Origin of the sequence: Sediminimonas sp. (genome assembly GCF_024637375.1) — a bacterium.
Classification (GTDB): domain Bacteria; phylum Pseudomonadota; class Alphaproteobacteria; order Rhodobacterales; family Rhodobacteraceae; genus Sediminimonas.
On sequence record NZ_JAGXFK010000018.1, the window covers coordinates 26,747 to 41,340 of the forward strand.

General features: G+C 66.6%; 14 protein-coding genes. 3 read left to right on the forward strand and 11 right to left on the reverse strand.

Annotation, left to right across the window (positions count from 1 at the left end; all coding sequences use genetic code 11):
• Window positions 1–12: 12 nt before the first annotated feature.
• The 9 genes from maiA to paaI all read right to left on the reverse strand — a co-directional run bounded on the left by maiA (window position 13) and on the right by paaI (window position 8,873).
• Window positions 13–660 (reverse strand): maleylacetoacetate isomerase, encoded by a 648-nt coding sequence (gene maiA, locus Q0L89_RS02055; RefSeq protein WP_296762139.1) that lies wholly within the window; start codon window positions 658–660, stop codon window positions 13–15.
• Complete coding sequence (locus Q0L89_RS02060) at window positions 657–1,349, reverse strand: fumarylacetoacetate hydrolase family protein (protein ID WP_296762140.1); 693 nt, start codon at window positions 1,347–1,349, stop codon at window positions 657–659. Before Q0L89_RS02060 ends, maiA begins: the two co-directional genes overlap by 4 nt.
• A 344-nt stretch (window positions 1,350–1,693) precedes the next feature.
• On the reverse strand, window positions 1,694–2,569 hold the full coding sequence (gene yghU, locus Q0L89_RS02065) for a glutathione-dependent disulfide-bond oxidoreductase (RefSeq protein ID WP_296762142.1): 876 nt from the start codon (window positions 2,567–2,569) through the stop codon (window positions 1,694–1,696).
• Between the two features lie 109 nt (window positions 2,570–2,678).
• The gene (locus Q0L89_RS02070; RefSeq protein ID WP_296762143.1) at window positions 2,679–3,758 is read right to left on the reverse strand and encodes a PLP-dependent cysteine synthase family protein; all 1,080 of its coding nucleotides are present in this window, start codon (window positions 3,756–3,758) and stop codon (window positions 2,679–2,681) included.
• A 364-nt stretch (window positions 3,759–4,122) separates the two neighbouring features.
• Complete coding sequence (locus Q0L89_RS02075; protein ID WP_296762144.1) at window positions 4,123–5,235, reverse strand: S-(hydroxymethyl)glutathione dehydrogenase/class III alcohol dehydrogenase; 1,113 nt, start codon at window positions 5,233–5,235, stop codon at window positions 4,123–4,125.
• Window positions 5,236–5,369: 134 nt separating this feature from the next.
• Window positions 5,370–5,939 (reverse strand): TetR/AcrR family transcriptional regulator, encoded by a 570-nt coding sequence (locus Q0L89_RS02080; protein WP_296762146.1) that lies wholly within the window; start codon window positions 5,937–5,939, stop codon window positions 5,370–5,372.
• Window positions 5,939–7,249: a phenylacetate--CoA ligase PaaK gene (gene paaK, locus Q0L89_RS02085; protein ID WP_296762147.1), complete on the reverse strand. Its 1,311-nt coding sequence runs from the start codon at window positions 7,247–7,249 to the stop codon at window positions 5,939–5,941. The genes Q0L89_RS02080 and paaK overlap by 1 nt, the downstream gene beginning before the upstream one ends.
• Complete coding sequence (gene pcaF, locus Q0L89_RS02090) at window positions 7,249–8,442, reverse strand: 3-oxoadipyl-CoA thiolase (protein WP_296762149.1); 1,194 nt, start codon at window positions 8,440–8,442, stop codon at window positions 7,249–7,251. The genes paaK and pcaF overlap by 1 nt, the downstream gene beginning before the upstream one ends.
• The gene (paaI, locus tag Q0L89_RS02095) at window positions 8,439–8,873 is read right to left on the reverse strand and encodes a hydroxyphenylacetyl-CoA thioesterase PaaI (protein WP_296762151.1); all 435 of its coding nucleotides are present in this window, start codon (window positions 8,871–8,873) and stop codon (window positions 8,439–8,441) included. The genes pcaF and paaI overlap by 4 nt, the downstream gene beginning before the upstream one ends.
• A 122-nt stretch (window positions 8,874–8,995) precedes the next feature.
• Here paaI and paaZ point away from each other — a divergent pair, with 122 nt between their 5' ends.
• From paaZ to Q0L89_RS02110, 3 genes are read left to right on the forward strand one after another with little or no spacing between them, the layout of a single operon-like run.
• Window positions 8,996–11,023 carry a phenylacetic acid degradation bifunctional protein PaaZ gene (paaZ, locus tag Q0L89_RS02100; RefSeq protein ID WP_296762152.1) on the forward strand — a complete coding sequence of 676 codons (2,028 nt, stop codon included), beginning with the start codon at window positions 8,996–8,998 and terminating at the stop codon, window positions 11,021–11,023.
• Between the two features lie 59 nt (window positions 11,024–11,082).
• The gene (locus tag Q0L89_RS02105; RefSeq protein ID WP_296762153.1) at window positions 11,083–11,901 is read left to right on the forward strand and encodes a PaaX family transcriptional regulator C-terminal domain-containing protein; all 819 of its coding nucleotides are present in this window, start codon (window positions 11,083–11,085) and stop codon (window positions 11,899–11,901) included.
• A gap of 31 nt (window positions 11,902–11,932) precedes the next feature.
• A complete protein-coding gene (locus Q0L89_RS02110) occupies window positions 11,933–12,277 on the forward strand; it encodes a DUF2794 domain-containing protein (RefSeq protein ID WP_296762154.1) in 345 nt (114 codons plus the stop codon).
• Between the two features lie 6 nt (window positions 12,278–12,283).
• On the opposite strand, the gene Q0L89_RS02115 is transcribed toward Q0L89_RS02110, so the two are convergent.
• Window positions 12,284–13,171 (reverse strand): NlpC/P60 family protein, encoded by an 888-nt coding sequence (locus Q0L89_RS02115; protein ID WP_296762156.1) that lies wholly within the window; start codon window positions 13,169–13,171, stop codon window positions 12,284–12,286.
• Window positions 13,168–14,562, reverse strand: coding sequence for a M17 family metallopeptidase (locus Q0L89_RS02120; RefSeq protein ID WP_296762157.1), 1,395 nt, complete (start codon window positions 14,560–14,562; stop codon window positions 13,168–13,170). Before Q0L89_RS02120 ends, Q0L89_RS02115 begins: the two co-directional genes overlap by 4 nt.
• Window positions 14,563–14,594: the final 32 nt, after the last annotated feature.

The window sequence follows — 14,594 nt, forward strand, 5'->3', positions numbered from 1 at the left end:
TGATACGCCGGCCTACTCCCTATAGTCCGGTTGCCGGGCGGGATGCGCCTCGGCAAATGCGGGCAGAGCCTCGCAACGTTGGTGAATATCATTGATGCGGGTCAGGGCGCCTATATCAACCCCGAATCGCGCCGCAGAGTAGATTTGCGGCACCAGGCAGATATCGGCCAACCCGGGCGTGTCTCCGAAACAGAACTTCGTGTTTTCCGCGCGCCGCGCCAGCAAATCCTCGCATGCGGCCAGCCCTTCGCCGATCCAGTGCGCAAGCCACGCACTTTTCCGGCCCGCATCCACGCCCAATTCCCCCGACAGGTATTCCAGCACCCGCAGGTTCTGTAGCGGGTGGATCTCGCAGGCAATGGTCTGTGCAAAACCGCGCACCGCGGCGCGCAGGTCGGGCTCGGCCGGCAACAGCGGCGGCGCGGGGTGCGTCTCGTCCAGCCATTCGATGATCGCCAGCGATTGGTGCAGCGCATGGCCCTCGTCGGTGACAAGCGCGGGTACCAAGCACTGCGGGTTGATGCGCTCGAAATCCGGCTCGTGCTGCGCGCCGGCCCGCAGGTTGACCGGCGCGTTTTCATAGGCGAGACCCTTGAGGTTCAGGGCGATGCGGCAGCGATAGGACGAGGAGCTGCGGAAATATCCCAACAGGCGCATCATCGGGCCGCTCCGATACTCAATTCGACCGGCGCCAGCGCATCGATCGTGCCATGCAGCACATCGCCGGGCGACACCGCACCTACCCCGGAAGGCGTGCCGGTATAGATCAGGTCGCCCGCGTCGAGGTGATAGTAGCGCGACAGGTCCGCCACGATTTCCGGCACCGACCAGATCATGTCGTCCAGCGTCGCCTCCTGGCGCGTGACGCCGTTGCATGTCAGCGCGATGGATTTGCCGGACGGGTCGAACTCCTCCGCCCGCGTGATCGGCGCGATCACCGCGGCGTTTTCGAAATCCTTGCCCAAATCCCAGGGGCGGCGCTTGTCTTTCCCCTGCTGTTGCAGGTCGCGGCGCGTCATGTCGAGCCCCGTGGCATAGCCCAGAACCGCGCCTTCCGCCTGCGCCACCTCCACCCGGAAAGCGGGCGCACCGATCGCGACGACCAGTTCCATCTCGTGATGCACATCTCGCGTGCCGGGCGGATAGGGGATTGTACTGCCGCTGTGGCAGATCGCGAAAGCCGACTTGGTGAAGTAGAACGGCGCCTCGCGGTCGACCTCATTGCCCATTTCGGCCGCGTGGGCGGCATAGTTGCGGCCGACGCAAAATATCCGACGCACCGGAAAACCCTGTGCGCCCCCTGCAAGGGGCACCACGGGCAAGGCTGGCGGGGCGAAAAGCGGCGTCATGCACCACCCCCGCCCGGACGCGGGGACGCCGTGGCGTAAGGCAACCGTGTTGCGCGCATCGCTGACATCAAGCCCCCTCCTGCCGCGCGGGGGTGTGCCCCACTGACAAAGCCGACCAAACGGTCGCTTTTGTCAAGATGCCAGAAAAATTTAACAAAGCAAGTAAAAATTCGTGTGCGTCGTGCTGAAACGCCGCCCTGCCGCGCGCTTGAGCCGCAACTACGCCGGATAATCGCAACCAGAAGACGCACCCGCCCCCGGCGGAGTGCATCTTCATCCTGCCCGAAAAAAATACTCCCGCCGGAGGCGCCCTCTCCGCCAGCCCGTGCCAGCGATCAGGGCGATCAGCCTTCGCCGTCGCCGATCTTGTCCTGCGTGCGGGTTTCGAAATCCTCGGCCGCGTGGCGCTCGTGCAGCTGCATCTCGGGCTCGCCGAAGGTGCGGTTGACCATGCGCCCGCGCTGCACCGCGCCGCGAGCGTCGATCCGGTGGGCCCAGTCCATCACATGCGTGTAGCTTTCGGCATCAAGGAAGGTTGCCGCGTCATAGAGCCGCCCCAGCACCAGTTGCCCGTACCACGGCCAGATCGCCATGTCGGCGATGGTGTAGTCATCACCGGCAATATAGCGCCGTTCGGCAAGCTGCCGGTCAAGCACGTCAAGCTGACGCTTGGTTTCCATGGTGAATCTGTCGATAGGGTATTTCCATTTTTCCGGCGCGTAGGCATAGAAATGGCCGAACCCGCCGCCAAGGTACGGCGCGCTGCCCATCTGCCACATGAGCCAGTTGAGCGTTTCGGTGCGCGCCGGCCCCTCGGGCGCCAGGAAGGCGCCGAATTTCTCGGCCAGGTGAATCAGGATCGAGCCGGATTCGAACACCCGCAGCGGTGCATCGCCGGTATGATCCACCAACGCGGGAATCTTTGAATTGGGGTTGATGTCGACGAAGCCGCTGCCGAACTGGTCGCCATCGACAATGCGGATCGGCCAGGCGTCGTATTCGGCACCGGCATGGCCGGCGGCGAGCAACTCCTCGAACATCACCGTGACCTTGACGCCATTGGGCGTGGCTAGCGAGTAAAGCTGGAAAGGGTGCGCGCCGGTCGGCAGATCCTTGTCATGTGTGGCCCCCGCGACGGGGCGATTGATGCTGGCGAACTGACCACCGGAGTCGCCCTCCCATGTCCAGACCTCGGGCGGGGTGTAGCTGTCGTCGCTCATATCTGAGTGTCCTTTGATTTGTGTGGCAGCAACATCCTATTGCTTTGGGGCAGGCCCGCAATCGGCGCGGTCGCACAAGGGGATGTGCAACCGCGCATGGGAAGGTGCGTCAGTCGAGTTGATAGCCCGGTGTCGAGGCGGAAATCGCCTGCTCCTCGTCGTCCATCCCTTCGGGAATCCCTTCGAAAAGCGGCGTGGTCATGTAACGCTCGCCAGTATCGGGCAGCATGCACAGGATCACCGATCCGGGCGCGGCATTTTCCGCGACCCGAAGCGAGACGGCGAAAGTAGCACCGCCGGAAATGCCGGTTAAAATCCCCTCTTTCGCCGCCAGATCACGCGCCGCCTTGATGCCGTCAGGCCCGGTGACTGGCACCAGGTCGTCATAATAACGCCTGTCCACGGCCTCTTGCAGAACCAGCGGGATGAAATCCGGGGTCCAGCCTTGGATCGGGTGCGGCTCGAATGCCGGGTGACTCTCGGCGGGGGCGCCGTCAGCGGTGCGCTCCTGCGCGTGGCCGCTGCCCAGAAGGGCCGCGTTGGCGGGTTCCGACAGGACGATCTTCGTCTCGGGCCGCTTGTCGCGCAACACCCGGCCCAGACCCGTCACCGTGCCGCCCGTGCCATAGCCCGTCACCACGCAGTCGAGACGCTCGCCCTCGAAATCGCCCAGGATTTCCTGCGCGGTGGTGGCCTCGTGGATATCGGCATTGTCGTCGGTCTCGAACTGATGCGCCAGGAACCAGCCATTTTTCTCGGCCAGTTCCTCGGCCTTCTTGTACATGCCGAAGCCCTTTTCGGCCTTTGGCGTCAGCACGACCTTGGCCCCCAGCATCCGCATCAGGCGGCGCCGCTCGATGGAAAAGCTCTCGGCCATGGTGATGACCAGCGGATAGCCTTTCTGCGCGCAGACTATGGCCAGACCGATGCCGGTATTGCCGCTGGTGGCCTCGACCACGGTCTGCCCTGGCTTCAGCCGCCCGTCGCGTTCGGCGGCCTCGATGATATTGACCGCCAGCCGGTCCTTGACCGAAGCCGCCGGATTGAATGCCTCGGCCTTGACGTAGATCGTGACGTGATCGGGGCCGAGATTGTTGATGCGGATGACCGGCGTGTCGCCGATCGTGTCCAGAATGCTGTCATAGCGCTTGCCGCGCCCCTTGGTGGCTCGAATGCCGGTATCTGCCATGATCTGTCTCCCGGTTGCTTTGGGTAAACCTATGCGCCGAAAAGGCTGTCGAAAAGGGTTGTTCCAACGTTGCGCGTCGCTCAGCGCCAGATCGGAAAATCATTCTCGATATGGACCCGGAAGAAGGATGAAACAGGCGTTTCGGTTCCCGCGCGCCGAACGGGAAAGGCCGCCCGTGACAGGCGGCCTTCGTGTCGCGCGGTGCCCGCGACCGGCCCGTTTCGCAGCCCTGGAGGGTCGGCTCTGACGCTTCGACCCACCAAGGTTCTTAGGTATGGATCAACTCGTCAAGACGTTTGAAAGACCTGCCACGATGCGTCTTTGCCAGACGGAGGGGGGCAGATGTCTTGGTCGACCCACTGGCTCAATACACGACCACGGCGCGGATGCTCTCGCCGCTATGCATCAGATCAAACCCCTTGTTGATATCGTCTAGGCTGAGGACATGCGTGATCATCGGGTCGATCTCGATCCGGCCATCCATGTACCAGTCGACGATCTTGGGCACGTCGGTGCGTCCGCGAGCGCCGCCGAAGGCGGTGCCCTTCCAGGTGCGCCCGGTGACCAGTTGGAAGGGCCGGGTGCTGATCTCGGCGCCGGCCGGCGCCACGCCGATAATGACGCTTTCACCCCAGCCCTTGTGCGCGGCTTCCAGCGCGGTGCGCATCACGCCCACGTTGCCGGTGGCGTCGAAGGTGTAGTCGGCGCCGCCGCCTGTCAGGTCGACCAGATGCGCGACCAGGTCGCCAGTCACGTCCTCGGGATTGACGAAATCGGTCATGCCGAAATGCTCGGCCATGGTGCGCTTGTCGGGGTTGATGTCGACGCCCACGATCTGCCGCGCCCCGGCCATGCGCAGCCCCTGGATCACGTTGAGCCCGATCCCGCCCAGGCCGAAGACGATCGCGGTGCTGCCGATCTCGACCTTCGCGGTGTTGATCACCGCGCCGATCCCGGTGGTGACGCCGCAGCCGACATAGCAGACCTTGTCGAACGGTGCGGCGGGGTCGATCTTGGCCAGCGCGATCTCGGGCATAACGGTGTGGTTGGCGAAAGTCGAACAGCCCATGTAGTGCAGGATCGGCGTGCCGTCGAGCATCGAGAACCGTGTCGTGCCATCGGGCATCAGCCCCTGCCCCTGGGTGGTGCGGATCGACTGGCAGAGGTTGGTCTTTGGGTTGAGGCAATATTCGCATTCCCGGCATTCAGGCGTGTAGAGCGGGATGACGTGATCGCCGGGTTGCAGGCTTTTGACACCGGGGCCGACCTCAAGCACCACGCCGGCGCCCTCGTGGCCCAGGATGGCGGGAAACAGCCCCTCGGGGTCGGCGCCCGAGCGGGTGAACTCGTCGGTATGGCAAATGCCGGTGGCCTTTATCTCGACCAGAACCTCGCCTTCCTTCGGGCCGTCGAGGTTCACCTCCATCACTTCCAGCGGCTTGCCGGCCTCGAGGGCCACGGCGGCACGTGTGCGCATGTCTTTGCATCCTTCCCTGTTGACGGTCGAACCCTGCCCCGATCACGGCGGCGTTTCAACCGTCAGGCTGCCCGCCGGCGGTGCCGACAGCTTCGCCCGCAGCGACAGCCGAGCCGCCGCTTGCGACGCGCATCCTAGAGGGCGCGCAGCCCGCCGATCACGAAATCGCCGACCAGGTCGGCATAGTCCGCGCGGCTCAACCCCTTGCCGGGGCGGTGCCACATGTAGAACCAGTTGATGATCCCGAAGATCGACATCGTCACCGCGCGCAGCCGGTCGGGCGGCAGTTCGGGCGCCTGCGCGGCCACCGCGTCCGACACTACCGCCACCAGCCGCCGTTGCAGCGCATAAAGCGGCTCTTGCCGGTCGCGCGGCAGAACCGTCAGCGCGTCCAGTTGCAGCTTGTGCTCGGCGTCGGCGTCTTCATAGGCGGCGAGGATCGCACGGATGATACCGCGCAGGCCGGCGCCGCGAGCGGCCTCGACCACCGCGACCAGGTCCGACAGGTGCGTATCCAGGATATCGAACAGCAAGTCCTCCTTGCTGCTCCAGTAGTGATAGATCAACGCCTTGGACACACCGCAGGACTTCGCCGCGCCGGTCATCGAGGCACGGTCGAACCCGTGGCGCGCGAAATACCGCGCCGCGCCCTTGCGCAGGGCCGCGCGTTTCTCGTCATGGTCACGGGCCAGACCGCGCGCCATCAATCGGCCTTGGGGCGATTGTCGATCAGGCGCACCGCCTTGCCCTCGCTGCGTGCCACCTTGCCCGGCTCGGCGACGTTGACTGTGATGGAGATCCCGACATTGGATTTCACCCGACCGCGCAGATCGTGCGCCGCGGCATTGCGGGCCTCGATCGACACGCCTTCGATCGGTTCGACATGCACGGTCATCTCGTCCATGCGGCCGGGACGCGACAGCTCGATCTGGAAATGCGGTGCCAGCTCGGTCACCGTCATCAACTGTTCCTCGATCTGGGTCGGGAAAACGTTTACGCCACGCAGGATGATCATGTCGTCGCTGCGCCCGGTGACCTTTTCCATCCGCCGCATGCTGCGCGCGGTGCCGGGCAACAGCCGAGTCAGGTCGCGGGTGCGGTAACGGACGATGGGGAATGCCTCCTTGCTGAGCGAAGTGAACACCAATTCGCCCAGTTCGCCATCGGGCAGCACCTCACCGGTGGCCGGATCGATCACCTCGGGGTAGAAGTGGTCTTCCCAGACGTGCAGGCCGTCCTTGGTTTCGACGCATTCGTTGGCCACGCCGGGGCCGATCACCTCGGACAGGCCGTAGATATCGACCGCGTGCATGTCGAAGGCTTCTTCGATCTCCAGGCGCATCGCATTGGTCCACGGCTCGGCGCCGAATATCCCGACCTTGAGCGGCGATTGGCGGGGGTCGCGGCCCTGCGCGGCATATTCGTCGAGGATCGACAGCGCATAAGAGGGCGTGACGGTGATGCCGTCGGCGTGGAAATCCTCGATCACGCGCACCTGGCGCTGCGTCATCCCTCCCGAGACGGGCACCACCGTCAGGCCCATCTTCTCGGCCCCGCCATGCACGCCCAGCCCGCCGGTGAACAACCCGTAGCCATAGGCATTGTGCAGCACATGACCGGGCCTGAGCCCCGCGGCGCGCAGCGACCGCGCCATCACGTCGGCCCACATGTCCAGATCGCCCTTGGTATAGCCCACAACGGTAGGCTGGCCTGTCGTGCCCGACGAGGCATGCAAACGCGAAATTCGCTCGCGCGGCACGGCGAACATGCCGAACGGATAGTTGTCGCGCAGATCCTGCTTCACGGTGAAGGGGAATTTCGACAGGTCCGAAAGCTGTTTCAGGTCATCGGGATGCACGCCGGCCTTGTCAAAGGCATCGCGGTAGAACGGCACGTTGTCATAGGCATGGCGCAGCGACCATTTCATCCGTTCCAACTGCAGCGCCGACAACTCGTCGCGGCTGGCCGTCTCGATATGCTCCAGATCGCCGGGTTTGGGGGACAGATCTTCCATTACACAGCCTCCATCATAAGCGCGATGCCCTGGCCCACGCCGATGCACATGGTGCAGATCGCGCGCCGGGCGCCAGCGTCCGACAGGTTGATCGCCGCGGTCAGCGCCAGGCGTGCGCCGGACATGCCCAGGGGATGGCCAAGCGCGATCGCGCCGCCATTGGGGTTCACATGGTCGGCATCGTCGGGCAGGCCCAGCTTGCGCATGACGGCCAGCCCCTGCGCGGCGAACGCCTCGTTCAACTCGATCAGGTCGATGTCGGAAATCTTCAGCCCGTGCCGGTCCAGCAAGGCCCGCGTGGCCGGCGCCGGGCCGAGCCCCATGACCCGCGGCGGCACGCCGGCACTCCCCATGGCGGTGATTCGGGCGCGCGGGGTAAGCCCGTATTTTTCGACCGCAGCAGCAGAGGCCACGATCAGCGCCGCCGCGCCGTCGTTGACGCCGCTGGCATTGCCCGCCGTCACCGTGCCGCCGTCGCGGAACGGGGCTGGCAGGTTGGCCAGTTTTTCGGCCGTAGTAGCGCGGGGGTGCTCGTCGGTATCGACGACGCGCGGCTCGCCCTTGCGCTGCGGGATGGTCACCGACGTAATCTCGCGCGCCATGCGTCCCGACTCGATCGCCGCCAGCGCCCGGGTCTGCGAGCGCAGCGCGAACGCATCCTGATCGACGCGGGAGATACCGAACTCCTCGGCCACGTTCTCGGCCGTCTCGGGCATCGAGTCGGTGCCATAGGCCTTGTGCATCGCCTTGTTGACAAAGCGCCAGCCGATGGTGGTGTCATAAATCTCGGCGCGGCGCGAAAAGGCCGCGTCGGCCTTGGGCATGACCAGCGGCGCGCGACTCATCGATTCGACACCTCCGGCCAGGATCACGTCGGCCTCGCCCAGCCGGATGGCGCGCGCAGCACTTCCCACGGCGTCGAGCCCCGAACCGCAGAGCCGGTTCACCGTGACGCCGGGCACCGATGTGCCCAGCCCTGCCAGCAGCGCCGCCATGCGCGCGACGTTGCGGTTGTCCTCGCCCGCCTGGTTGGCGCAGCCGATGATGCAGTCATCCACGCGCAGCCCCTCGAACGGGGCCACAACCTCGCGCATGACATGCGCCAGCATGTCGTCGGGGCGCACCGCGCTCAGCGCCCCGCCATAGCGGCCGATGGGGGTGCGCAGCCCCTCGCACAGGAATGCCTCGGTCATGTGTCGTCCTCCTGGAAATGCTGCCCCTTGACCTGGCGCGAGAGGCCGCGGAACAGCGCCACCTGGCGGCCGTCCTCGCCCGTTACCTCGACGTCGTACACGCCGCTGCGCCCGTTCATCGCCGCCTCTCGCGCGACCGCGGTCAGGCGTTCGCCGGGGCGCCCGGCAGACAGGAAGGTGATCGAGTTTTCCTGCGCCACCACCAGCGTGTTGTAGCTGTTGCAGGCAAAGGCGAAGGCGCTGTCGGCCAGGGTGAAGATGTGCCCGCCATGGCAGATCTTGTGACCGTTGAGGTGATGGTCCGCGACCGTCATCGACAGCGTCGCCGTGCCCGGACCGATCGCGTCGATCCGCATTCCCATGGCCTGGGATGCGGCATCGCCGGCCCACATCGCCTGTGCCGACCGCTCGGCGCGTTCCTGTGGTGTCATGTGCTGCGCTTCCTCCCCTGACGCGTTCTGCAGACGATGCAACAAAACCGACCGCACGGTCAAGAGTATTGCGCGCGCCCGCGATTTCCAGCATGCTGGCGCCAAAGCAGGAGGAGCCTGATATGCTGACAGCACAAAGCTACGCCACCGGTCGCTGGATCACGCCGGACGACACCGCAACCGACATCATCGGCCCCGTCACCGGCCAGACCGTCGCCCGCGCCGGCAGTGCGGCGCTGGATTTCGGCGCCATGCTGGAACACGCCCGCACCCGCGGCGGCCCGGCCCTGCGCGAGATGCCGTTCCACCAGCGCGCCAAGATGGTCAAGGCGCTGGCCGCCTATATCGATGGCCGGAAAGAAGAGTTGTACGCCATCAATCCGCTGACCGGCGCCACCCGGCGTGACGGCTGGGTCGATATCGACGGCGGCATCGGCACCATGTTCCTGTTCGCATCGAAAGGCCGGCGCGAAATGCCCGACGGTCATGTCTATGTCGATGGCGATGTGGAACAGATCAGCCGCAAGGGCACTTTCTTGGGTCAGCACATCGCCGTGCCCCTGCAAGGGGTGGCGGTGCAGATCAACGCCTTCAACTTCCCGGTCTGGGGGATGCTTGAAAAGCTGGCCCCGGCGCTCATCGCCGGGGTGCCGTCGATCGTGAAACCGGCGACGCAAACCTGCTACCTGACCCATGCCTGTGTGCAGATGATCGTCGACTCGGGGCTGCTTCCCGAGGGCGCGCTGCAACTGGTGATCGGGCGCACCGGCGACCTGCTCGACCGGCTGGGCGCACAGGACATCGTCAGCTTCACCGGATCGGCGGATACCGCGCTCAAGCTGCGCAGTAACCCCAACCTGATGCGCAACGCCACCCGGTTCCTGGCCGAACAGGACAGCCTCAACGCCTCGATCCTGGGGCCTGATGCCGGCCCCGACAGCCCCGAGTTCGACCTGTTCATCAAGGAAGCCGTGACCGAGATCACCAGCAAGGCGGGGCAGAAATGCACCGCCACGCGCCGCCTGATCGTGCCCGAGGCGCGGATGGAGGCGGTCGCCGAGGCGCTGTCGGCGCGCCTGTCAGGGGTGACCATCGGCAACCCGGAGGCCGAGGGCGTGCGCATGGGCGCGCTGGCCAGCCACGCACAAAAGGCCGACGTTTTGGGACAGCTGGCGCAACTGCGCACCGAGGCGCGGCTGATCCACGGCGACCCCGACGCGCTGAACCTGACAGATGCCGACCCGGCGCAGGCGTTCCTGCCGCCGATGATCCTGGCGTGCGACGACCCCGACGCGGCGCGCGCGGTGCATGAGGTCGAGGCGTTCGGCCCCCTTTCCACCCTCATGCCCTACCGCGATACCGCCCACGCGGCGGCGCTGGCCAATCGCGGCGGCGGTTCGCTGGTGTCATCGCTGTTCACCCACGACACCGGGGTCGCGCGCGACATCACCCTGAACGCGGCGGCGTGGATGGGGCGCATCTACATCATGGGCCGGGATTCAGCGGCCGAAGCCACCGGCCACGGCTCGCCCCTTCCGCACATGATTCACGGCGGGCCGGGCCGGGCCGGCGGCGGCGAGGAACTCGGCGGCGTGCGCGGCGTCATGCACTACATGCAACGCACCGCGGTGCAGGGCAGCCCCGACATGCTGACCGCGATCACCGGACAATGGGTCAAGGGCGCGGCACAGACGACCGGGCCGAAACACCCGTTCCAGCGCACCTTTCGCGAGGTCGAGATCGGCGAGACGATCCACACCGACGCACGCACCGTGACGCTGGAGGATATCGAGCATTTCGCCCGTTTCACGGGCGACACGTTCTACGCCCACATGGACGAAGAGGCCGCCCGCGCCAACCCGTTCTTCCCCGGACGGGTGGCGCATGGCTACCTGCTACTGAGCTTTGCCGCGGGTCTGTTCGTGCAGCCCGACCCGGGGCCGGTTCTGGCCAATACCGGGCTGAATGCGCTGTCGTTCCAGAAACCCGTCAGCCCCGGCGACGCGATCAAGGTGGCCCTGACCTGCAAGCGCAAGACCGGGCGTACCGACACCTATGGCGAGGTGGCTTGGAACGCCACGCTGACCAACCAGGACGACGAGCAGGTGGCCGAGTACGAATTGCTGACCATGGTCGCCTACGAGCGTTGAGCGCAGTGCCCCGCCCGGCAGGGCTTCACCCCCCGCGCGGGCCCGTGTAACAGGGTGGCATGGACCCGCTTGCCCCCCTGATCGACGCCCTGCATTCCGAGGGCCGCCTGCGCGTCTGGTCGCTGGTCATCACCGTGTTCGGCGACAACGTCCAGCACCGCGGCGGGCGCATTTCGACCGCCCGTCTGGGGCGTCTTCTGGGTCGCGTGGGCGTCGAGCCGGGGGCGCTGCGCACGGCGTTGTCGCGGCTGGCGCGCGATGGCTGGGTGACTTCCGAAAAGGTCGGCCGGTCAAGCGTCTACCGGCTCAGCCACAGCGGGCTTGCCCGCTTTACCGAGGCCACGGGCCGCATCTACGCACCGCCGCGCAACCAACCTGTGCAGTCATGGGTGATCGCCTGCGGCGACAGCCAGCCCGGCATGCCGCTTGGCGGGGGGTGGGTGCTGCGCCCGGCCGACACGGCTGACGCGGACATGCCTGCGCCAGCCCTCGCGGTGACCGGGGCGCTTTCCGCCCTGTCGGACGACATGCGCGACGGGTTGCTTGCAGACGGCCAGCGCGACGCGCTCGACGCGCTGTGGCGCGACCTGAACGCCATCGACGCGTTGTCGCCTTCGCCGCTGGACGCGGCGGCGGCGCGCACTTTGCTGATCCATCGCTGGCGGCGAATTGTGCTGCGCTACCACGAACCCGCCGACGAATTGCTGCCACGGGCCCTGCGCCACCCCGCCGCGCCGCGGGCGCGCGTGGCCCGGGCCTATCACCGTCTCACCCCCGCCGCCGAGCAATGGTTCGACGATGCGGATGACGATGTCATGGCAATGCCGGCGGCGTCGGACGGGGTGGGCTGGCGCTTCTGCAACAAGCACGAGGCTTGATTTCCCCCGCCCGCGGCGCAATTGTAAAAACATGACCGTACCCCCCAACGCCCCGCTCGTGCATGGCGTCACGCCAGACCAGGTTGCATTCCAGCGGCAGGAACTCGGCGTTATCCTGGGGCTCTACGGGCGCATGGTCGCGGCCGGCGAATGGCGGGATTACGGCATTTCCTGCCTGCGCGAGGTGGCGGTGTTCTCGATCTTCCGCCGCACCGCCGAGCACCCGCTCTACCGCATCGAGAAGCGCCCCGGGCTGCGCAACCGGCAGGGCATGTACGCGGTGATCGGCATGGATGGAAGGGTGCTCAAGCGCGGGCACGACCTGAAATCAGTCCTGCGGGTGCTGGAGCGCAAGCTGATCCGCGCGGTGGAATAGAGCACACTACAACCGCTTGTGCGCCGTCACCGGCCCGTCGCCCTGCGCCGCGATCCGGGCAATGGCTGCGTCGATGCCCTCGTATGCCACAGCAATATCGTGGGCGTTGGCATGGATCAGGGTGCCTGCGTCCACCACCAGCGCGATGTGCCCTTTCCAGAACAGCAGATCGCCACGCCGATACGCGCTGCCCTCGGGCAGGGTATGGCCCAGCCCGGCCTCCTGCTGGTCGCTGTCGCCGGGGCAGGTGATGCCGCAGGCAAGGCAGGCCATCTGCAACAGTCCCGAGCAATCGACGCCAAACCCCGAATTGCCGCCCCACAGATACGGCGTGCCGATGAAACGCTCGGCCACGGCGACCGGCTCGCGTTCGACCTCGTCGATGGGTCGCAGGTGCGCCGCCGGGGCATATGTGGTGTCGACCGTCTCGTGCCTGTCCGGTTGCGGTCGCAGCATGGACACCTCGGCCCAGCGTCCGCCCTCGTGGGGGCCTGCGACCTCCAGCGCCGTTCCGAACGAGATCGGCAATATTTCATCGCCGTTTTTCAGTTCCGGCACCCCGGTCAGGTAACTCTGCCGTGCCGCGACCACATGGGTGGGCCTGATCGGCGCGGCATCGGCCAAGGCATCGCGGGCCATGTACCCCACGTATCCGTCGCGGTCGGCATAGCCGAAAACCCATGCGCCGGCGATTTCGAGTACATGGAAAAGCTCATGCAGCACCAGTTCGCGGGTGCGCCGCCATGCCCCGGCCTCCACCGAATCGCAAAGCGGCGCAACCGGACGCACGACGCGCATCGCGACCGGTACGACAAAGCGCGCCGCGGTCGCCTGCCCCTTCAGCGTGGCATCGGCCACCCGGCCGTTGGATTTCAGCAACCGCCGGTCGGTCACAGCTTCAGCAGCGCCGGCAGCGCATCAAGCAGCGCCCGCGGCCCCTGGCCCAGGCCGCCCTTGGGCCGCGCCGGGGCATCCTTGGGCTGCCAGCCATAGATGTCGAAATGTGCATAACGCGGCGCGCCTTCGGCAAAGCGGCGCAAGAACAGCGCGGCGGTGATCGCGCCGCCCATGCCACCCGAGGGCGCGTTGTCCAGATCGGCGATGCCGGGTTCGATATCGGCCTCGTAGGGGGCCCAGAACGGCAAGCGCCAGACCGGGTCGGCCGCGGCCGGCGCTGCTTTCGACAGGCTTTCGGCCAGCGCCTCGTCGTCGGTGAAGAACGGCGCCAGGTCGGGCCCGACTGCAACCCGCGCCGCGCCGGTCAGCGTCGCCATCGACACCATCAGGTCGGGCGCGTCCTCGGCCCCGCGGCACAGCGCGTCGGCCAGCACCAGCCGGCCTTCGGCGTCGGTGTTGTTGACCTCGACCGTCAGCCCCTTGCGCGAGGTCAGGATGTCGCCGGGGCGGAAACTGCCGGCGCTGACGCTGTTTTCCACCGCCGGGATCAGCACACGCAGCCGCACCGGCAGGCCAAGCGCCATGATCATGTGCGCCAGCCCCAGCACGTTCGCGGCGCCGCCCATGTCCTTTTTCATCGTGCCCATCGACGTGCCGGGCTTGAGGTTCAGACCCCCGGTATCGAAACACACACCCTTGCCCACCAGCGTGAGCTGCGGGCCGGCCTCGCCCCAGTGCATGTCGATCAGGCGCGGCGCCTGCATGCTGGCGCGGCCCACGGCATGGATTAGCGGATAGTTCTGCTCGATCAATTCGTCGCCACGGATCACCGCGACCCGCGCGCCGTGGGTATGCGAAAGGCCCAGTACGGCCGCCTCCAGCGCGTCCGGCCCCATGTCATTGGCCGGCGTGTTGATCAGATCGCGTATCATCACCTCGGCATCGGCCAATACTTCAAGGCGCGCGGTATCCACCCCGTCCGGGGCCACCAGCATCGGCGCATCGCGCTCGGTGGCGGCCCGGTAGCTGTCGAACCGGTAATCGGCCAGCAGCCAGCCCAGTGCCTCTTGCACCGCCTCGTCGCCGGGCAGGCCCGACGCGACACGATAGGTAGCCGCCGGCAGCGCCGCGTGCGCGCCAGCAAGGTGGAACCGCCCGCGCGCCCGCTTTCCGGGCGTGCCGAACCCCACGACGCCCATGATCGGCGCGCCGTCCGGCCCCGGCACGGCAAGGCACTGGCCCAGCGCGCCGGTGAACCCGTGCGCGTCGACCCAGCGCGCCACCGGCTCCGGTTGCCGTGCGCACCACTCGTCGACATCGCCCTCTTCGACAAGGTGAAGCGGCAAGGCATCCGCGGCTGTAGCGGGGTCGGCAAATCGCGGCGTCATGGGGCTGGCCTCCAATGTTTGAACACTCGCGG